Source organism: Streptomyces sp. ADI96-02, assembly GCF_003846185.1.
Classification (GTDB): domain Bacteria; phylum Actinomycetota; class Actinomycetes; order Streptomycetales; family Streptomycetaceae; genus Streptomyces.
Window position 1 is genome coordinate 5,343,580 of record NZ_ML123034.1, and the last position, 23,153, is coordinate 5,366,732.

The 23,153-nt window shown below is 74.4% G+C and carries 1 protein-coding gene and 1 pseudogene; one reads left to right on the forward strand and one right to left on the reverse strand.

All coding sequences use genetic code 11. From position 1 onward, the window contains the following. Positions 1 to 189, reverse strand: a pseudogene (locus EES43_RS31045) (hypothetical protein); the annotation flags it as partial. An 82-nt stretch (positions 190 to 271) separates the two neighbouring features. Here EES43_RS31045 and EES43_RS23540 point away from each other — a divergent pair. Next, positions 272 to 23,086, forward strand: coding sequence for a lonely Cys domain-containing protein (locus tag EES43_RS23540; RefSeq protein WP_206430109.1), 22,815 nt, complete (start codon positions 272 to 274; stop codon positions 23,084 to 23,086). Positions 23,087 to 23,153: the final 67 nt, after the last annotated feature.

A 23,153-nucleotide genomic window follows, 5' to 3' on the forward strand; every position in this document is an offset into this window, starting at 1 on the left:
GAACGGCACGGACACCGCGCCCGGGTCGAACGGCACGGACACCGCGCCCGGGTCGAACGGCACGGACACCGCGCCCGGGTCGAACGGCACGGCCGGCTCGCCCGCCGCGGACAGCGCCGACGGCGATACCGGCACCGGCATCAGCACCGGACCCGGTCCCCGCAGCGACGCGCCGCCGCTGACGGTCATCGTCTCGGAGACCCCGCCCGCGCTGGTCGACGGGTCTCCGGAGGCCGCCGCGCTGCTGGACGACGCGGGAGCGGACCGGGCCGTGGTGCTCGGCCCGCCGACCGGGTCCGACGCGACGGGGCTCCCGGAGCGCGGCGCGTTCGAGCTGACCCGGGAGGGTTCCGGCGCCCCGGTGCAGGTCCGACCGCTCGGCGGACCGGAGTTCACGGGCGGTCCGGACACCCCGGGGAAGACGGCGTTCCCCGGCGCGAACGTGCTGCTGCCGCTCGCCGACGCCCTCGGCGTGCCGCCCGTCGTGACGGGCACCACGCCGCCCACCACTTCGACCACACCGCCGCCCACCACCTCGACCGCTCCGCCGCCCGCGTCGACGACGACCCCGCCACCCGCTTCGACCTCCCCGGGCCCGCGTCCCGTCGCGCACGGCGGCCCGACCGGCGAGCCCGGCGCGGACGCGACGCCGACGCTCACCACCGATGACACCCGGGCCGCACCCGACATCGAGCCGACGGTCACCACCGACGGGCCCACGGCCGGCCCGGACGCCAAGCCGCTGGTGATCACCACCAGTTCGGACGGCCCATCGGACGTCACGGCGTCCCCGGCCCCCACCGGCCCGGAGTCGCCCGCCGACGTCAAGCCCCCGGTGGTCACGACCGGTTCGGACACCGCGCCGGACATCAAGCCGCCCCTCGTCACCACGCCGTCGGCCCCCGCGCCCACGACCGGCACCGACGTCCCCGTCACCTCCAAGCCGACCGCCGACGCCCTGCCCTGGACCGAGACGGCCACCGATCTCCACCTGGAGTCGGACCGTGAGGACCAGGCGGCCGCGCCGCCCACCGAGCCGCCGTCCGGGCGGATCGTCGTACGCCCCGCGGGCCCGGAGGAGCCCCAACCGCACAAGAACCTGCGGGACTTCCTCCCGGAGGACGAGTGGTGGACCTTCTACATCGACCCGAAGAACCACGATGCCGCGCTCGAAGCCTTCCCGGACGACCCCGGCTCCTACTACGACCACGACCGCTCGCCCGGATTCCAGCAGGGCATGGTGTCCGCGTACACCCGCTTCCTCGGTGACCCCGACACGGTCGCCACGCCCATGGACTCCTCCTCGTACCGGACCATGCACGGCCTGGCCACCGCGTACCTCGGCCGGTCGATCGGCTGGTCCGGCGGCGGGGCCACGCAGTTCCCGCTGCGGGGCGACGCGCTCGCCGACGACATGTTCGACGAGCGGATCGGCGACCAACTGCTGGTCTACGACGTGGCGAAGCGCGACTGGTCCAAGCCGCTGCCCAATCCCCGGCCGGTCACCATCCTGACCGGGTTCATGCACAGCAACCTGGCACTGGCGACCAATTACGGCAAGAACGCCGCTCCCGGACTCGTCGACGCGCTGTTCCAGCAGCACTACACGCGGGTCTCCGCTCCCGACGCCGACGACATGGTCAAGCTGGCCTCCACCGTCCGCACCATCCGGGCGCTGCACGTGGTGCACCCGTTCCAGGACGGCAACCTGCGCTCCAACGTGCAGATCCTGCTGCCGAAGCTGCTCCTGGAGCAGGGGCTGCGCCCGGTCGTGCCGGACAACATGTACAGCCTCTTCCAGGGCGGCTACTCGGTGCCGCAGATGGTCGAGTCCCTGATCCGCAACGGGGCGCTGGACACCGGCGGATCGCGCCCGCCACAGGGCGAGACCGCCACCGACCCGAACCTGGAGTCCGGTCAGGACGGTGCCGCGGACACCGCGAACCCGACGACGACCGCGAACCCGACGACGACCGCCACGGACGGCACCAGCGCCACGCCGCCGCCCGCCGCCGGGCCGTCCGTCACCACGCTCAGTGGTGAGACCGTGCCCTTCTCCGAGCTGCGCCGCTTCGTGCCGCGGACGGCCCTCACGCCGCAACCCGGCGTCGCCGTACAGACGTTGACCATCTTGCAGAGCCCGGCCGAGGACGGTACGGCTCGGAGCGAGCACCGTGAGGCGCTGCTCGGCCAGGACACCTTCCGAGGGCTGCGCATCACCCCCGCCGGGCCTCCGCCCCCGGGAAGCACCGAGGCCCCGCGCGCACCCCGGAGGGTGTTCACCGGCCCGCCGACCGCGCTGCCAGGCTCCGGCACCAAGGGGGGTGCCGACTACTTCGTCGGCCACGGCAGCTCGCGTAGCGTCACCCTCGGCACGCACAACGCCGACCGCCCAGATGTCAAGGTCAGCGGGGTACAGCTCGGCGACGTGATCAGTTCCTGGACGCAGGACGAGGACGGCGACCAGAATCGGCCGCTGGTGCTCTTCTCCTGCGAGACCGGCCGGCAGCCGATGATCGCGGGCCTCCCGGTCGCCCAGCACGTGGCGAACCGGACCGGGCGCCCGGTGCACGCGCCGACCACCAAATCGGGCACGGTCAAGGACGCCGACGGCGCCGTACGCGCGATCCTCCTGGAGGGGCCCGACGGGCCCGGGCGGTGGCGGCTGTTCACGCCGGAGCCCGAGGGGGCCGAGCTGGACGACCTGGCGCGCGCGGCCGGACTGCACGCCGGCCCGGACCCGGCCGACCCCTTCGCCCGCGCGCGTACCCTCCAGCAGATCCGCACCCTGCGTGACGTCCTCGGACCCGACGCCGAGACCAACCCGGACAACCGGGAGGCGCTGGCCGGCCTCGCGTACGTGGACGGTCTGCGCTGGCGCGACCCGGGCACCGCCGCCCGCTACGGCGACGGCCGCATGACCCCGGACCTGCTGGACCGCATGGTCACCGACTGGCACACCGCCAACGGCGAGCCGGGCGTCGACCCGGCCACCGGCCCCACCCACCGGCAGTACACCGCGTTCCTGGACGCCGCCGCCGGACTGCGGGCCGGAGAGACCCCGGCCACCACGCTCGACGAGCTGCTGCCGCCCCCGCCGCCCACGATGGACCCGGACACCCTGGTCTCACGGTCCGACGTGCTCGGCCTCACCTACGCCCGGTCCGCCCAGATCTCCTGGTCGCTGTCCGACGCCCCGCTCCCGCTGACCGACCTGCACCTCAGCCCCGAGGACACCGCCGAGCTGGCCCGCCGCCTGCACCGCCCACAGGCCGCCCCGGCCGGTCCGCAGGACGGCCCCGGGCCCGACGGCGCCCTGACACCGGGCACGACCCCCGACCCGGGCGACGACCACGCCGAGTCCGTCAACCCCCGGCCGGCCCCGCGAACGCCGCCCGGTCGCCCCGAGAGCATCGCCGAAGACCTGGACCTGGCCGGCGACACCGCTTCGCCGGGCCTCGCGGAGACCGTCCACGCGGACACGCGGACCTTCCGCAGGCTGCCGACCCCGGCCGACGGCGACTGCTTGTTCCACGCGGTGCTCGACTCCGCCCGCAGCCACCCCGTACCGCCCGCCTGGGCCGCCCGCGACGCCGCCGGACTCCGCGGCCTGCTGCGCGACCGGCTCACCGAGTCCGAACTGCTCACCACGGCCGCCCTGACGACCCCGGATCCGGTCCTCGCCGTCGTCGACGACCTGCGGATGACCGCCCTCGCCGGAGTGCGGGACCCGGAGGCGCGGGAACGCGTCGGGCGAGACTGGGACCGGATCGCGCAGAAGGTCGTCACCGACGGCAACGGACGCCGGTGGCGGAGCGTCCTCCGGTACAGCGGCTACCCGCACCTCGCCGACGTCGCCCCCACCCCGGCGCACGCCCGTCAGCTCGGCAGCGACGGACTCATCCTCGCGGCGGCCGAACAGACGGCACTCTGGTCCACGCCCTTCGCGGACGTGCTCCCGCACCTGCTGGCCCACACCCTCGACCTCGACCTGCGACTCGTACAGCCGAACCCCTCGGCGCCGACCAGCAGCCTGGTCACCCCGCTCAACCCGGGCGGCACCGACGCCCTGCACCTTGCGTACAACGGCACCGACCACTACGACGCGCTGATCCCGACCACGTCCCTGCCCGCACCCGTCGCCGCCGACCCGACGCCCGCCCCGGCTCCGGTGAGCGAAGAGCCGGCCACGCCCGACGTGTTCGGAGAGTGGCTGCGCGGCATGGGCGGTGTCACCGACCTGGACGGCGCCGACACCCCGACCCCGGACCCCGGCGACGCCGCACCGCTGGAGACCCAGCTGGAGAGGCACCGCCCGGCCCGCCTGCTGACCGGCGAGGACGCCCCGCCGCCCGGCCCCGCACCGCGCACCGTCACCTTCGACGACGGCAGCCGCCTGCCCACCGTCCTGATCAGCCCGGACGCCGACCCGGACGACGACGGTACGGGACCGGAGGCCCGGCCCGACCGGACCCCGCTGACCGGACTGCTCAACGGCCCCGGCTCCCTCACCCTGCGCTCGCCCGAGCAGGTGGCGAAGGAGGTCTTCGACCAGCTGCCGAAGAAGCTCCGGGACCAGTTCGACGAAGCGGAGCTGCTGCGCCTGCTGCGCGACCAGCCCGGCGCGTTCACCGCACCGCGCGGCGCACGCGTCGTGGGCCGGGAGAAGTCGGGCGTGGGCCACGAGCTGATCGTGGAGGCCGTCCCGTACCACCGCTGGGAACGCTTCGGCGACGTGGGCGGCGGCACCGTACGGCTGGACACCATGCGCCGCGGCCAGGCCAGTACGGGCGGCGGGCGCAGCGTCGGCGTCGGCCGCCGGATCGCCGGGGCACTGGGCATGGGCCCGCCGCTCAACTGGATGCTCAAGATCGGCGTCGCGCTGGGCTGGACCCGCAGGACCGACTACACCCCGGGCACCCAGGCGTACCACCAGAGCGAGCACCGGGGATGGGAGGGCTCGCACCTGCACCTGGACGACGTCCACTACCGGGTGCGGGTCGAGCGGGTCACCGAAGCGCCGAAGACGACCGGACCGGACCGTACGACCACCCCCGCCCCGCGGTGGCGGCGCAACGAGGTGCACGCCGCCCGGTTCGCCATGCGCGACGGGCTCAGCTGGCGGCTGCCGGACGAGCTCACCGTCCCCTACAAGGGACCGAAGCGGGCCCCGCGGACGCTCACCTTCCCCGACGGGGCCGAACCCCGGATCGCCGACACGACCGCCCTGCACCTGACGGACCCGCCGGAGGACGTGGCGCTCGCCCTCTCCGGCGCCCGGCCCGGCAGTTCCGCCCACCGGACGCTGATCTCGTACGTCCGCCCCGAGCGGCTGCTCGGTCTGTTCGGGCGGTTCGCCGGACCGGTCAGCGGTCCGGAGCTGACCCGGGGCAGCGGACAGCACCCGCTGGGCCACCTGGTCGTCGAGCGGTCCATCCCGCACCGCGCCACCCTGGTCACCGAGTCCGTCAAGGCGGAGGTGCGCGACCTCACGCAGGTCACGTACCAGAACCAGCGCGCCCACGTCCGCGACACCCGCCTCGGCGTCCAGATCACCGCGGGCCCCAACCACACCCTGATCGGCCCGGAGACCGACATACGCGTCCAGGGCGGCCCCCTGGTGCGCACCGACCTGAGCGCCGGACGCGGCCACTACTTCGGCACCGACGCCGCCCGCAAGGTCACCGGCCGCGTCCGCAACCACCCGGTCGCCCTCTACCGGGTGGAGCGCACGCTGATGGTGCGCGAGGCGGGCCGTCCGCAGTCCGCCGCCCGCCCGGTCCGGGTGGTCAGCCTCGACTGGTACTCCACCCAGGACGCGCGCCGCCTCGCGGGCTGGGACAGCCGTACGCCCGGAGCGACCGGCCCGAACCCGGACGCCGAGCCGCCGGTGCCCTGGTACCTCACCCGGGAGGCCCCCGTCCACCTCGGCGGCCAGGTCCGGGCGGAGGGCTTCCGGCCCGACCGCCGGCCCACCCCGCCCCCCGCACCGGCCACCGCCCCCGCACCCGGCACGACCACGGCGACACCCCCCGCGCCCGCCCCGCAGGACCCCCTGCGCACCTTCGCGGACACGGTGCTGGACACCCTCACCCGCGCCTACCCGTCGCTGTTCGCACCGCCGCTGATGCTGCGTCACCCGCACCTGGCCAAGCTCTGGTACGGGGACGGGCGGATGCGGACCGCCCTGCACAACGAGCGCCAGGTCCGCGAGGCGCTGAGCCGCCCCACCCTCGCGCAGAGCCTGGACGACCTGACGACCACCGGTGTGCCGGTCACCCTGACCGAGGACGGCAAGGTCCGCCGCGGCCACCACACCCTGATCCTGCGCGCCCGGCTCACCGACCGGCAGTTCGAGACCACCCTCAGCGAACGCTCGCTGCGCAACGCGGTGATCGGTACCGAGCTGTCGGGGCAGGGGCAGCAGGTGTCCACCACGCTGTCCGCCGGGGTCGAGCTGGGCGTCTCGCCCCGCGACCACGACAAGGAACCGGCGAGCGGGGCGCCCCGCCAGGCCGGCAGCCTCGCCGTCGGCGCGCGCTACGCCAGGACCGACGCCAAGGCCACCAAGAACACCGTCGCGGTCACCCACGACCAGCTCACCTTCCAGAACGGCGCCGACCTCTACAGCTACCAGGTGGAGCTGGGCGCGTCCTTCGAGGGGCACCGCCGCCCGCGCGGCTGGACCCGGCTCGTATCGGTCGGGCTGCTCGGCGCGGGCCTGTTCGTCAGCAAGGTCGAGGACCGCCCGCTGTTCACCCGGGGGAGCGAGACCGTGGGCCGGGTGGAGCTGGCGGTCCCCACCGGCCACGGCTCCGACCGCCACGCCCCGACGGACCCGCCCGCCACCACGTCCACCGGCCCGGCGACGGCCCCCGCCACGACGGGGCCCGCGACCGCTCCTGCCGCCACAGGCCCGGGGACCGCGCCCGCCACCACGCCGTCACCCACCCCCGAACCGCCGCGGCCCTCCGCCGACGACGCGGACCGACTCCTCGACGGAACGCTGTCGTCGCCCCCGGCCAATGCCGCCGACCGGCAGCTCGTCCAGCAACTGCTCCGCGCCCCGAACGTGGTGCTCAGCACCGAGGGCGGGCACCAGCGCCAGCAGCTCGTCCAGAACACCGCCGACCGCGCTTCCGGCACCTCCTGGCACACCAACGCCCCCGGCACTCCGGTCAGCACCGCCCTGCGACGCGCCATGGCCGACCTCGGCATCGCCGGGCAACTCGGCCAGTACCTCGGCCCGTTCGGCTCCCGCATCACCGGACTCACCGGTGCGGGCCCCCTGTCGACCCACTACCTGAAGGCCGCGGTCCGCGGCGACCTCGGCAACCTCCGGGTCAAGAGCGACCCCAAGCCCGGCAACTTCGAGGCGACCCTCGGCAACGAGCACCGCGTGACGGCCAGTTCCGGCATCACGAGCCGCACCGCGGTCGGCCTCCAGGGCACGAGCACGCCGCTCCAGAAGGCTCCGGGCGCCGAGGCGGTGATCGGCTCGTACTCGACCGCCCTCCAGTACGCCTGGGGCAAGGGCCGCAGCGTCGCGCACACCCTCACCCGGGGACGGACCACCACGCTCACCTACGCCGGCCGGATGTACCTGGTGGTCGCCGACGCCACCGAGACCGTCGCCGTACGGGACCGCTGGACGGCCGCCATGGGAGCCATCGGCACCCGCGCCGGGACCGGGATCAGCTCCGCCGCCGGGCGGATCTCCGAGCGGCTCGGCCGCGGCCTCGCCCCGCGCCGCGCCGCCGCCGCGCGCCACCGCGTCCCGGACGCCGTGATGTTCCACCTGCCGATGCTGGACGCCATCGAGGCCGGGCTCGCCCCCGACGGGCTCGGCGACACCACCCCCGGCAACCTCGGTCGCGGCTACCGGCTGCCGCCCTTCCTGCGGGGCCGCCGCTTCCCCTCCCACCCCAGCGGCCAGCTCGACGCGAGCCCCGTGGCACCCCGGCTGATGGGGCAACTGGAGAAGATCGGCGTGCCCTCGCACGACCGGGAACAGGCCCTCCAGCACCTTTCCCCCGACTTCCTCCGCTCCCACCTCCACGAGCTGACGACCGACGGACTGACCCTGCCGGTCCGCTACCGCGCCTGGTCCAGCCCGCACCACCTGCCGGTCGGCGGCAGCCCCGGCCGGCTGACGTTCACGCTGACCCCGGTCACCACCACCGTGCGGCGGCTGCGCACCGGCTACGAACTGGAGGACTACCGCACCAACCACCGCGACGACGCCGGCGCCCAGGCACAGGACCGCGGCGGCGACGTGACGCTCAGCGTCGGCGAACGCGTCACGGGCGACGGGGCGCTGGTCGCCAATCCGGCCCTCCAGGGCACGGCCGCCAAGCAGCGGGCCACCAACCGGACCGAGACCGCGGGAACCACCGCGATGCCCAACGTCGTCACCACCCAGACGCATGCCGAGATCGTCACCACCTACACCCTGACGGCCACCCTGACCAACGCCGCCGGGGAGCCGCTGACCGCCGCCGTCACCGCCGACGTCGGCAGCCTCTCCGAAGTGCTCCCGACCAACCTGCTCACCCCGGAGGGCGACGGCTCCGACGGCGCGCTCACCGAACAGGACGTGCCCGGACCCGATCGCGCGGTCACCGTACTGACGGCGGATCAGGCACGGCCGGAAGCCGTCGCCGCCTGGCGGACCACGGATCGGGAGACGGGCGGGAGCGACCCGGACATCCTGCCCGTCGACGACCTCCTCGGCTCCGGCATCCTCGCCGTGGACATCCTCGGCGCGCCCAACGTCCAGGACGCACTGACCCTCGCCACCGCCCGCGCCGACGGCTTCCCGGGCGACACCGACCTCGGGACGCGGCACACGGGCGACATGCTCGCCGAACGCGTACGGATGGCCCGGCACACCCCGCTCACCGGCCTCGGCACCGCCGCCGCGCAGGCCCAGCAGGAGGCCACCTCGCAGGTCGGCCTCACCGGGGGCTTCCGCGAGGCGCTGAGCCCCGACGGCTCACCCCTGCCCACCCAGTCCTCCGCCCGGCTGCTGGGCCAGTCCCACACCGCCGACTCCCGCGTCTACGCCAAGATGCACAGGAGCGGCACGCGGCTGCTCGCGGTCGAGAACAAGCCGCGCATGGAGGCCATGCGGCGGCACAGGACCGGCGACGCGCTGGCCCCGGGCATCGCCGACAACGTCGAGGGCGCGGTCAGCACCTCCCCGCTGGCGGGCAACAGCAACGCGGGTGTGACCAACCCCGGGGCCACCGTCCCCATCGGCGGCGCCAACGACTCCACCGCCCTCAGGGCGGCGGTGGACACCACCCTCGGCGCGCACGTGAAGGTCGTCGCCGACCGCAGCATGCTCTTCGCGATTCCGGTGAGCTGGCTGTCGGTGGCCGAGGTGGACCACCGGGTCACCGACAGCCGCCCGATGCAGGCCCTGGGCAAGCCCCGGCGAGGTCCGCGCGCCGCCGAGGCCGAGACCACCGCCCTGGTCTGGCTGCGCGAGGACATCGCCCGCGACCTCGGCCTCCTGGACGACACCACGTTCCCCGACGAGGCTCGTGCTGCCTGGGACGACCAGGCCAGGGCGGCGGCCGACCTCGCCACCGCCGAGAAGAACTACTACGACGCCCGCGCGAAGGCCCGGGAGACCTGGCTCGACCTGAGCGCCGACGAGCGGGCCGCGCTCGGCGGCGACGGCCGCCCGACCGTCCTGCCCCGGCCGATCGCCGGGTCCCCGGCCGTCGCCGCCTGGGAAGCCGCCCGCGACGACGTACGCCTCTGGCAGCAGCGGGTCGACGGCGCCGCCGCCGACCACCACCGCCTCCACCTGGCCGCCACCCGCCTCACCGCCCACCACCAGGGTTCGGGCACGGTCCCGGTGAAGGACGCGCCGCAGGAGTACGCCGCACCGGACTGGCGCTCCGAGGCGCCGAAGCCCCACCAGGTCACCGGGACCACCGGGACCGCCCCGCGCACCCTGACCTCGCCGGACGGCCGCACGGTGCACGAGGTGCACGAAGTCCCGCACGACGGGGCCTCGTTCTTCCACGCGCTCCTCGCGACGGCCCAGGACCGGGGCAGGCTGCCGTACCTGCTCGACGCCGGCCTCGCGGACCGGTTCACGGCCGACCCCGGCAACCCGGAGGTCACCGCCGAGGCCGTCGACGCCGCACGCCACCGGCTGGCCTGGGCGCTGGCCGACGACGGCAACGAGGACCTGCTCGACGGTCTGGCCCTGGATGCGGCGGACACCTTCACCCAGGACGAACTGGACGCGGCAGGGCTGGAGCTGACCCCGGCCCAGCAGGCCGAGTTCGACGCGCTGGGCCGCCTCCCGCAGACCCTTTGGCCGAGCCCGGAACAGCGGGTGGCCTTGGCCACGGCAGCCCTGTCCCGCCCGTTCGCCGCCGAGCCCGCGGCGACGACGCCCGACACCGAAAGCCCGGCCCCGCCCGAGCGCCGGGCCGGTGACCACGGCGGAGCGGACCTGTTGCCCGCGCTCGCGGCCCGGGTCCTCGGCACCCCGGTGACGGTGGTGACGGGGGAGGGGCGGCAGCAGATGTTCCTGCCGCGCGGGGCCGACCCGGCGACCGCCGATCCGGCCACCGGCCCGCTGCTGTTCGCGGCGGACGGCTTCTTCTCCGCCGCCCTGGCGCCCGGCGCGACGCCCCCGGTCACGACCGCGCTCCCGACGCCGGCGACGACCACGGCGACGGGTTCGACGCCCGCACCCTCCGGTGAGAGCACGGCCCCGGGCACGACCAGCACCACGGGCACCGACGGGAAGCCGCCCGCCCATCGCAGCCACGCCACCCCGCCCTGGCTGCCGCCCGCCGACGCCACCGGCCCCCGCTACCGTCTGGACCGCGACGGGTTCCTCACCGGACCCGACGGGGCCACCTTCACCCAGGGCAGCCCGGCAGGCCGGGGCAACGGCTTCTTCGCCGCGCTCTCCACCGCCCTGCACCACGCGGCCGATCAGCCGGGGCGCGACCGGCCAGAGGCGGCGCGGCTCCGAGGACGGGCCAGGGTGTCGCCCGCCCAACTGATGCGCCTCAACGGGCTCCCCGGCGACCGCGCCGAGCACGAGGCGCTCTTCTCGCCCCCGCCGCTCAAGGTCCGGCCGGGCGCGCCCGCCCCGAGCCGGAGCGCCCTTGACGGTCATCTGCGCCGTCACCTGGCGGATGCGCCGTGGGGGCCGGAGGCCGACCGCGCGGTGGCCGAGTGGGCCGCCGCCGCCACCGGGACGACGGTGACGCTGGTCGAGGAGAACGGCGTCGTCCACACCTACCCCGGTCCGTCCCCCGACGCCCCTGTGCTCCGCCTCCGCCGTCGCGGCGGCGACTTCGTACCCCTGCTTCCGCGCACCCCGGCCCCGTCCCCGGCTCCCGCGCCGGAGACGAAGGAAGCGGTCGAGACACCGGAGGAGCCGAAGGAGTCCGCACCGAAGACTCCGGAACCGACGGCGGCCGAAACCCCTGAACCCGAGGCGGCCCAGACGCCGGAACCGAAGCGAGCCGAAACGCCCGAGGAGAAGCCTCCGGCCCCGGCCACGCCCACCCCTCCGCCGACCACGCCCGCCCCGCCGGAGACGACCGCCGTCAACGAAGCGCCGCTCCCGCCGCCCGCGTCCCCGACCGGTAGCGATCACCCCGGGTTGCAGGGCGAGGAGGAGGCGTACGAACTCAGCACCCTGTCCGGCGCTGAGTCCCAGCCGCACGATCGCACCGACTCCGACTCCGACTCGGAGATCGAGACCCGGCGGGGCGAGGACCCCGGAGCCGACACCCCGGCCCCGGCGGTGCCCCGTGACGCCGGGCTGAACCGGTGGCTCACCGGCCAGATCACCGAGGACGACCTGCCTCCCACCCACGACGCGCCCGGCCCCGGCCCCGAGGAGACCGTGAGCATCGCGGAGCTGATCGAGGCCGGCGGCACCCCGACCCAGGGGCAGCGCGCCGAGGCGATGCTGCGCGGCGACGACCGGCTGCCCGCCGCCGCCCTCACCCCGCTCGACCTCACCCGGGTGCGGCTGACCCGCCCCGGGCCGCCGGCGCGGACGCTGGACACGGTGGCCGCCGCCGTCGCGCGGCGGCTGTGGACGCAGACCCGCGCCGAGCTCACCGCCGCCGCGCCCGAAGGGCTGGACGCCGACCAGATCACCGACGCCTGGTCCACGGCCGTCGCCCTGGTGCTGCCGCGCGAACCGCATCCGGTGCTCGCCGACGTCCGGCACGCCACCGACGGCCACCGCGACGCGGTGCGCCGCGTCGCCGCGCACCTCCTCGGGGCGGCCCCCGGGACCGAGGACGCGGCCCGGTCCGCCGTGGAGCTGGCCGACACCCTGCGCGCCGGGCTCGGACTGCCACCGCGCCGGACGTCGGCCACCCCCGCCCCGCCGCCCGCGCGAACCGCCCCGGTACCGCCCCCCGCCGTCCAGTCGCAGCCCGACGCGGACCTGCCCGACCTGGACATGCCGGACGCCGGTCCCTCGGCCCTGGACAGCTTCGACTTCGACGCCCTCGGGGAGGTGGACGCGTTCGACTTCTCCCTCCTCGACACGGGCCCGCCCGACGCGGACCAGGGCGACCTGGAGATGACGGATGCCGACGCGGCCCCGCCCGCCCCCGTCGCGCTGGACACCGGCGCGGGGCGGCCGGTGTTCGCGACGCCCGCCGCCACCCGGCCGTTGACCACCCTGCCGCCGCTCAGCCTCGTCCCGTTCGCCCCCCAGCGCACCACCCCCGACGACGGCGCCGAACAGGAACTGGAAAAACTGGCCCGCCGGGTGGCCTCGGCCGCACTGCGCAACCGCCTCAACAAGGTGCCGCCGCCGCGCGTGGACATCGCCGGATACGGCGCCGATGCGCGCGGGGCCGGCACCGCCCGCGAACGCGACCACGCCGCCCGGGAACGGGGGGTCCGGCGAGCGCTGGCGGTGCGCGAGCTGTTCGTCGCGAAGCTGACCCAGGCGCTCGCCGATCTCCAGGCCGGCCTGCCCGCCGGGCGGACCCCCATCAGGGCGAAGGACATCGCCGTCACCGCCCAGGGCCGCGTCCGGGTCCCGACCCAGGGCGTCACCGTGGCCCCGGACCGGTGGATCAGCAGCCCGGACCTCGGCCGCCAGGCCACGATCAGCATCGCCTCGCCCGGACACGCGGCCGCGGTGGAGACCCTGGACGCCCTGCGCCGCATGGACCGCAGGCCCGGCTCCGGCACGCTGCGCTCCGGACCGCTGGACGTGGACGCGGTGCTGCGCCGGGTGCTCCATCTGGCCCCGACGGTGTTCGTCGACCCCGAGATGCGCCGGGACCTCTACACGATGACCGAGCGGGCCCTCGCCGCGGGCCGCGCCACCAGCCTGGCCGCGCTCACCGCCTTCCACCTGGAGGAGGAGGGCGTCCTCGCCGCCGACCGCGCGCGGTACGTCTCCGACCAGGGGCACCGGGTGCCGGGCCTGAACTGGACCGGCCCCGACACCGCCGACGCCAACATGTTCTTCGTGGACCGGATCGACGCCGGGCAGCCGAACGGCCAGGGACAGGTCGATTCGGCGCCATGGATGTTCGAAACGGCGGTGTACCCGGTGCTGGCAGACGGCAGCCACGACCGGGTGGACGCCCTGCTGCCGGACGGCAGCACGTGGCAACTGGACGAGGAGGAGTTCGCCGAACTGGTCGCGGCCGACCTGGCCCGCAACCCGCTGCCCGCGGACACCCCGATCGTGCTGGCCGTGCCGATGGCGGGCGACCGCTACCTCGACCTGCCGCGCATCCTCGCCGAACGCACCGGCCGCACCGTGTGGGTGCACAGCGGGCTGGCCCAGCGCCACCCCGACCCGGCCGCGCCGAGCGCCATCGCCGTCCTGCACCGCGACGGACTGCCGGACGGCGGCTGGCTCCCGCAGTACCCGGGGCTGGCCCCGGCGCCCGGTGGACCCGACTGGCACCGGGACGTGCTGACCCAGCCCATCATCAGCAGCAGCACCGGGCGGCAGATCGGGCGGTCCCTGCACGTCCCCGCCGAACTGGTCGGCGAGCGCGAGACGTTCGCCGACTTCGACCAGATGAAGGTGTACGTCCACTACAACGCCGCCACCGGCACCTACAGCGCCAAGCTGCCGCTGACCGCTCCGGGCCCGAAGGGGAAGGCGTACTTCCTCGCCGGGCACGGGCTGCCGGGCAGGCTGGACCTGCCCCTCGCCGGCGGCGGCTCCCGCACGGCCGGCCGGCACGAGGCGGGGGAGTGGCTGCGCAGGCGCAAGAGCCTGTCGTCCCTGCCCAAGGACCACTGGATCGACCTGGTGGTCTGCTACTCCGCCGCCCCGACCGACGACGCCCTCCAGGACCTGTCGCAGGCCGGGCACTCCTTCCCGGTGCCGTTCGCCGCGGACCCGCTCAGCGACGACGCGCTCTCCCTCGGCCAGCACCTGGCGAACGTCACCGGCCGCAGGGTGCGGATGTCGTACTCCGTCCAGGGGGCGGCCCGCTACCAGGACGAAGCGCTGCGCCTGCTCTTCTCCGACGCGCGGGGCCGCCGCTGGTGGTGGGAGACCGCCCGCCCGGAGCCCGACGAGGCGGAGCTGGACCGGATGGCGGGCGTGGCCGGGTTCGAGGGCGGGCCCTCGACGGTCGCCCGGTCCGAACTGCTGCGCCTGGTGCGGGCCCTGAAGCTCGTCCTGGGGCAGGACGTGCAGGACGCCGACGACTTCCCGGCCCTGCTGCGCGGGGCCGCCGCGGTGGGCAGCATGTGGTTCGCCGACCCCGCCCTCCAGCCCGCCGGCCCCTTCTCGCCGGAGCTGCTGCGTCGAGTGATCGCCGCCCACCCGCTCGCCGCCGCCGGGGTGGACCGGCAGACGACCGGTCGTGTCCTCGCCGACGCCGCACGGGCCTGGACGGACTCACGGATCCCGGTGAGCGCGTTCGTGGACCTGCCGACACCGCTGTCGGCGGCCGGATGGCTCGGCGACACGGCCGCCGTGGACGATGCGGCGGTCGCCGCCCTCGGCCTCTCCGACCCCGTCCACGCCGCCGCCCATCGGCCCCGGATGTTCTGGGCACGGGTCCGGGCCGAGGAGACGCTGGCCGGACCGGACGGGGACACGCTCACCACTCGTGCGCTGCGGCTGGACCCGGCCGTCGACCTCGACGACGCTCTGCGCGACCGCGCCCGCTCCGTGCTCACCCGGGGCTTCGCGGCGAGCCGGGACATGACCGACCCGGACGTCACGGGGGCCTATGCCGTGGAGGCCGCGGGAGCCTTCGACTCCACCGGGGTGATGGTCGGCATCAGCGGCGGCACCGACGGCGGGCGTGACTGGCACGACCGCTCGTCCTTCCTGCCCGATCTGAGCCGGTTCCGTCTGAAGACCGGGACGACGGACACGGAGCAGAACGCGCCGTGGGCGGGCCAGGACGCCGACGGCAACGGTCGGCCGACCCCGTACCTCGTCCGCGCCTCGGTCAACCCGGAGGACAGCGCCCACGTGGACGTGGACCTCGGCGGTACGCGGCACCGGGTCACGCCCGCCGAGTTCGCCGAACTCCTGGCGGCCGACCCGGTGCTGCGGCGCAAGGCGCTCACCACCCCGGTCCTGCTGGCCCTGGAGGGCCTCGACGGATCCACCACCGCCGTCGCGGACGCCGTCGCCCAGCGGCTCGGCCGCAGCGTGTGGTGGAGCGCATTCCCGATGACGCTCTCCGCCAAGAACGTGGGAGATCTCGATGTGCCGACCCTCGGCGACTCCCTGGCCCGGCTGGCGAGCCCGACGGTGGCTGACCTGCGGGAGGCCCGCCCCGCCGCCCCGTCCATGGACGAGGACGTCGCGCGCCCGGTCGCACCGCCGACACAGGCCGCCCCGAACACCGCCCCGCCGGTGCGGACGGCGCCCTCGCCGCAGCTGCCCGGGGCCGGGGAGGCGACCACCGCACAGACGACGCCCCGGTCGCCCGAGCCCGTACGGTCGCCGGAGCCCGGCCCCGTACCGGACCACGCTCCGGCACGGCAGTCCCCCTCCACCGACGAGGCCGCCCCCGCGACCGCCGCCGCGGCGAGCCGTACGCGAGGCGGGGCGCGTTCGTCCGCCGGGGACCCGATGGTGGGCGTGGAGCTGACCTCCCCGGCCCCGATACCCATCGCTCCGGTACCCGGGCAGCCGGTCCGGCCGCTGCCGCCGCTGCCCGTTCGGACCCTGGTCGCCTACGGACGGGACGAGACGAGCCCGTCCGTGCAGGGCGAACAGACCCTCGCCCGGCTCGCGGCCCAGGCCGCCGCCACCGGGCTCCGCAACTGGCGCGCGGGCGCCACCTTGCCGCGCGTGGTGATCACCGGCTACGGGGCGGACGCACTCCCCGGCGGAGGCGCCTCCGGAGCGCCCGCGATCCGGCGGGCCAACTCCGCGCGCACCCGCTTCATCAGGCTGCTGACGCTGGAACTGGAACAGCTCCAGCGCGACGTGCCCGCGGACGAGCCACGGCTGACCACGAGTGACTACCCGCTCGTCGTCAAGGCCCTGCCCCAGGTTCCGACCGACTGGGTGGCCTCCGGCGGGCTCCAGCACGTCAGCCGGGCCCAGCTGGGGCGGCAGGCGACCGTCGGTCTCACCCAGGCGGCCGACGCCCGGGCGGTGCAGAAGCTGGACACCCTGCGCCGCCGCGACCGGTCCCTGCGCGACCGCCCCTTCGACGTGGACGCCATCGCGCGCCGCGTGCTGCACCTGGAACCGGACGCCGACGTGGAGCACGACGCCAGGGCCGAGCTGTTCGCCCTGGTCGCCCGGGCGACGGCAGCGGGCCGGGCGACCGGCGTGAACGCACTGGCCGCGTTCCACCTCTCCGAACTGGGCGTCACCGCGCCGGACCGCGCGCACCACTTCACCATCTCCGGACAACGGGCAGCGGGCCTGAACTGGACCCACGAGGACGTGGTCGAACTCGACCCCACCCGCAGCCACGTCCTGCTGAAGCCCGACAACCGGATGACGGGGCTGTTCGCCCCCGTCCCCTGGGCGAACGGCCCCACCCCTTACGTGGTGGCCGCCGAGGGCGGGCAGGACCGGGTGGAGGTGCTGCTGCCGGACGGCACGACGCGCGAGTCGGCCATGGACGAGTTCGTGGAACTGGTCGCGGCCGACGTGACCCGCGAGGCACTGCCCCCGGGCACCCCCATCGTGCTGGCCGTACCGTTCGCCGGGGACGGCGACCTCGAAGCCCTGCGCGTGCTCGCCGACCGCACCGGCCTGACGGTCTGGGCCCGCAGCGGCGACGTCGACCTGGAGACCGTCTCCGGCCGGGCCGCCACCGTCAACGTCCTCCGCAGCCCGGACGACCGACACCCCTTCGGGGACTGGGTCCCCACCGTTCCCGGCCTGGGGCCGGACCTGGACGACGACGTGCCGGACTGGCACCGCGACGTGGTCAGCCGCGCCATCATCAGCGCCCGGACCGGCCGTCAGATCGGGCGCGCGTCCTACCATCCCGCCGAGTTCGCGGAGTTCTTCGAGGAGCACGACCGCCACCTGGACCGGATGACGACCTACGTCCACTACAACCCGGCCACCGATCGGGACTCCGTGGAGTACGACCTGCCGCGTCCGGGACCGGAGGACCGCGCCTACCGGCTGGACATGCACGGCTCCCCGGGCCGCCTGGTGCTGGCCCTGCGGAATGGCGCCAAACGCAGGGTCGACGAGCGGGAGGCGGGCCCCTGGCTGCGCCGCCGCAAGAGCCTGACGACCCTGCCCGAGGACCACTGGGTCGACCTGGTCTCCTGCTGGAGCGGCTCGCCCGTCGACAGTTCGGTGCCCGCGCCGGGCCGTCGTACCGGCGCGTTCCCCGGACCGTTCGTCCCCGACCCGTTGCGGACGGTGTCCATGGCGCAGCACGTGGCGAACGAGACCCGGCGCTGGGTGCGGCTCGCCCACAGCCCCCAGACCACCGAGGAGAGCAACGGCCGCTACCGGCGTGTGCTGTGGACCGACGCGCAGGGACGTGCACGGGCCTGGGACCTGGCCCGGCCCGAGCCGGACGAGGAGGAGCTGGACGCGCTGGCACAGGCCGCGGGGCTGAGCCTCGGCGACGACGAGGTGTCGCGGGAAATGCGCGACGCCACGCTCCGCCTGGTGCGGGCGCTGCGGACGACCTTCGGCCCGTACGTCGACGACGAGCCGGACTTCGGCGACCTGCTGCGCGGCGTGGCGGCGCTGGACCACATGTGGCGGAGCGATCCCGAGCTGGACCAGGCCGGACCCTTCACGCTGGACCTGCTCCGGCGGGTCGTCGACGCCCATGCGCCGGTCGCCACCGGTGCGACGCGAGCGAGCACCCGGGCGGTGCTCGCCGCCGCCGCACAGCACTGGGCGCGGGACCCCGACAGCGGACTCCAGGGCTTCGTGCGGCTGCCCGCCGTCCGGAGCACCGCCGCGTGGCTCCAGGAGGGCGGCGTCGAGGACGAGGCCGCCGCCTTACTGCACCTCGACACCGACGAGGTCGGCGAGGCGGAGATGTCGCGGATGTTCTGGGCCCGGGTCAAGGCGGCGGAGACGCTCCCGCGGCACGATGCGGACGCCGCCGTGTACGTCGGACGCCTGCTGCACCTGCCGCCCGTCCAGGAACCGGCCCCCGGTGACGAACGGCTCGACAAGGCGCTGGACGTGCTCACCCGGGCCTTCGCGGTGGGCCGTGCGGCATCCGACCTCGATGTCGCGGCGGCTTTCAGCCTGCTGGACGAGGGCGCGAACCTCTACACCATGACGTACCTGACGCAGGGCACCGCCGACGGCACCGGGCGGAACTACACCGGCGCCATGCCGCAGGACGCGGAGCTGAGCCGGTTCCGTACCCCGGACGGGCTGCACGACACCCCGTGGGTGCGCGACGCCCGCGGGGAGAGCGCGCCGCTTTCCTTCCTGGTGCAGGTCGCTCCGGACGCGGACGACCCGGACCTGCTGGAGCTGCGGTGGAAGGGGGAGACGTACCGGGTGACGCTGGGCGAGTTCTCCGAACTCCTCGCCCACGACCCGATGCTGATGAAGCGCGAGCTCTCGACCCCCGTCGTCCTCGCCTTCCCGGGCCCGGCCGCCGACCCTGAGGCCACCGCCCGCCGGATCGCCCAGCGACTGGGCCGTGGCGTGTGGTGGACCGGCTTCCCGGCGGACCTCTCCGGCACGGACGACTCCGGCGAACCCGTGCTCAGCCTGCACCCCACGGCCGACGGCGACTCCCCCGGCCCCGACCCCTGGCAGCAGGCCCGTCCCGCGCAGCCCGCCTCCGTACAGGACGCACCGCGCACGATCCCGGCTCCGCTGCCCCGGACCGCCGGGCGGGACGACCGGAACGAACAGCCCGAAGCCGTCGGGGCGTCAGCGCCGCCGCCGGAGCCGGCTGCCACGGCGGAGGCCGTCCCGCCCGGGACGTCGGGCTTGCCTCCGGAGTCCTCCTCGCCCGCGGTGACGGGGCCCGCTGGGAAGGATGCGCGGCCCTCGGAGCCCGCACGGCCGGTGGACGTTCTTTTGGCGCCGCCGGTTCGGCAGGCGGGGAGGGATGCGATTGACAACTGGCTGGAGATCTCGGCGCGCGGAGGGTTGCGTCGCTCTTCCGCGCTGCGTGCCGTCGATCAGGCGGTGTCGCGTCTTCCGCGTGACGCGGGGCGTGATGAATTGCGGAGTGTGCTGGTCAGTGTGACGGACTGGAAGAGCGGCAAGAGCCCGGAGAGCACGCGGTGGGAGGCTGTTTCACGTCTGGAGGCGGCGGTCCGCGACAGGATGGACCAGCTTGCTGCTCCTCCTGCTCCGGGTGTCTTCGTCCGGGACCGATCGGAGCGCGCTTCTGCTGGTCCTTCGCGGCGCGACGAGCCGCCTGCCGCGGTGCCGCCGCGGGTCTCCGCCGCTCCGGGATCGGTGGAGGTCGAGGGATATGCCCCCTCCAGCGGGTGGGAGGTGGAACTGCACGGGTATCGGCTGGTGCTGCCTGCCGACGCCTACCCCGGTGAGTTCGGCGATCACAACGGCGCCGTCGTTCAGCTGCCCGGCATCCTGAAGATCGTGCTGGACCAGGCCGGGGGTGTGCCGATCCTCGAAATCACCTCGGAGGCCGCCCGTGGCCTGGTGCGGGGACGTGCGGACGGCCGGGCCGAACGGTCCGACTCGCTGGCGGGCCTCTCCGGTGTGGTGGACCGGCTCCGGAAGGCGCGGGACGGAGCGACGGTCAAGGAGACCTTCCCGGAGTCGGCGGGATACGAGGTGGATCCGCTCTCGGAGGATCTGCCGATCAAGACCAACGAAGCCGGCGGGGCCGCCATGCTGGTGCATCACACGGCGACCGCGCCGACTTCGCAACTCGTCCAGTTCATCGAGTACGTCACCAGCCGTATGCGGCGGGAGTCCAAGCCGGTGCAGCTCGCCCACGCGGACGCGGGCAACGGTCTGCGTTTCGGCGCCTCGGCCCGTCAGGACTTCACCGACTGGCTCAACCGTCGCCCCGAGCAGTACCCCGTGAACGCGATGGACGACAAGGAGTTGGAGGGCGTACTCGCGCTCGGGTACATCCAGGTCGCGGCCGCTGTGCGAGGAGCACGCAACAGGGGGATCCTGCCGAAGGACTTCACGGCGGTGGCCTCCCGCCATCCCCTTGCCGCTCTTCGGGCAAGTCTCGGTGAGGCGCCTCGCGCGTATCTCAAGGACCAGGAAGAGGCACTCAGGAAGCTTTTCGTGAGCACCTTCGAGGACGAGATCGACCTGAGGGGCCGGAGCGTACTCGACCTGCGGATCGGTTTGACGGTCGGACCGTCGAGCCCGACGGTCCACGAGTACCTCGACAACCTGCTCCTGGACGAGCCGCAACGGATCGTGACCCAGCGCCAGGCTCTGGGAATGCAGACCGAGTTCCCCGCACTGGATTCCCATCCCGACGGCCGGAGTGGTGAAGCACGCATCGTGCCTCCCGTCGTCGTCATGGAGGCTCGGGCGTTGGCCTCGATGAGAGAGACTCTGGAGACCCTCAAGCGCGACGCCGACGACATCGCGGTCTTCTCCCTCGGCCTGTACAACGAGGGAAGGGCCCTTCACGGGCTGCGCCCGGTCGGCTCGCCCGTCGCCCCGACGCGGCACCAGCCCCCCCGGTTCGCTCCGCCTCCCATGTCCCGGCCCTCACCACGACCGGCCGGCGGTACGGTGCCGGCCGGCCCGGCCCCGGCTCCGTCGCCCGTTCCGCTCCCGCCGGCTCTCGCGAAGACGGCGGCACGTCTGATCGCGATGGACGCGGGGGCGCGTGCGCGGGAACTCACGTCGCTGGCTCCGGGGGACCGAGAGCTCCTGGCCGCTGACCCGGAGTTCGTGGAGCAGTTGCGGACCGGCCTGTCCGCGGACGACTTCACGGCAACGGCGGCGCGGTTGCTGGTCGTCGTTCCCGAGGGTGTGGAACAGCCCGTGGCTGCCAGGGAGGAAGCGGAGGCCCTGGTCGCGGAGATGCTCGCCGACCCGCAGATCGCGGTCGCGCTGCTGACGCGGGGCCGACGGATGATCGTCGTTCCCCGGGACCGGCCGTTGACGTCACTGCCCGAGTTCGCCGCGCTCGCGAAACGCCCCGAGACCGACGGCCGGTCGCTGGACACGGAACGAGGGCTCTACGCCGGCGGCCTGGTCGCCGTAGGTGAGGAGAACCTCCTGGGTGAGACCACCGCGGTACCGCTCGCCGATGTCCAGCCCGATGGATACTCCATCGCCCGTCATGAGTGGGCGCACGCGATCGAGTCGGTCCTGAACGAGGAAGACCGTGGATGGATCACCGACGTGTACCGGACGAAGGTGAAGACCGAGGCGCAGGCACAAGGGCAGGCGGAGGAGCAAGCGCAGGCGCGGACGAAGGCGGGAGGAAGAGCGGAAGCGCAGGCCGAGGCGAGAGCGAGGGCGCGGGTGCAGGCCGCTGTCGACTCGGTCGTGCAATGGCCGGACGGGCCCGGCCCCAACTACTCGTCGAGCAAGGCGCACGAGTATTTCGCGCAGCTCACCAACGCCTATCTCGGTGCGAACACCGGCAGGGACGCCGACTCGCGCGGCCGGCGCAACAACGGCTCCGACTGGGTGGAGCAGCACGACCGGGAACTGCTTCCGCTGCTGCGCCGGCTCTACGGCCCCGGCCGGCCCTCCGACCTCGGCAGCGGTGACAACCCCTACGCCCTGACAGGCTTCCGCCAACTCTGGGACCAGGCCGAGCGCGAGCCGGCCTCGCAGGAGCCCGGATCAACCTCCGATACGCAGGCGGTCCGTTCCCACGGCGGTCCGGATGTGGTGTCCGGGGCGGCTGGACGTGTTGCGGGTGACGCGTCTGATGAGGCGATCCTGTTGGCCCCTCCGCCGAGTGGTTCGCCGTCCGCTCCGCCCCCTCCTACGTTGATCGCGTTCGATGCTCAGGGTGAGGGAAGAGAGCTCGCCTGGTCGGACGTCGAGCAGTTGCCGTGGTATCCGGGGCTTCCGCCGGTACAGCGTGAGCGGTTGCTTGCGACGGAGGACTACACACCGCTCGAGAACGCGATGGACGGGATGCGCAATACGGTGGTGGCTGCCGTGGACGGCGGAGCGGGCGTGGAGGACATCGAACTCCTCAAGGCCCTGTTTCACCTGCGGGGAAATCTCAGTGCTTTCGATCCGGTGATGCAGGACCTCATGCGCCAGGCTGTGGAGAGTGCGGAAGGGCGTTCGCAACAGCTGTCGTTGGTGCGCGGCTCTGTCACGGACTTCGGCCGGCATGTGGCATACACGGACCTGATCGTTCCGCACCCCGGTCCGTGGGCGATGGACTCCACGCCTCAGGGTCTGGCGGCTGCGCTTGAGTATGTGCTGGGTGAGCACAGTACGGCGACGGTCCTCACGGACAACGAGACGCTCGGCCACAGCCAGTCGGAAGAACTGCGGCGCAACATCGAAAAGATCAACGCACTCAACGCGGACAGGGGCGAGTACGTGCCGCTGGTCGTGAAGAGATCCCCGCTGTCCGTCGTCATGAACGAGAAAGGCAAGCACAAGACCGCCGTGTTGGGTGTGCCGTTGCGGCTGCGCCATGCGCCCTCCTTCTTCCAGGTGACCGTGACCCGTGAGCCGTGACGAACTGCCGGAGCACTGGGAGGAGAACGACGGGTGTAGGGGCCCCGGGCCCCCCTGCCCGGCCCAC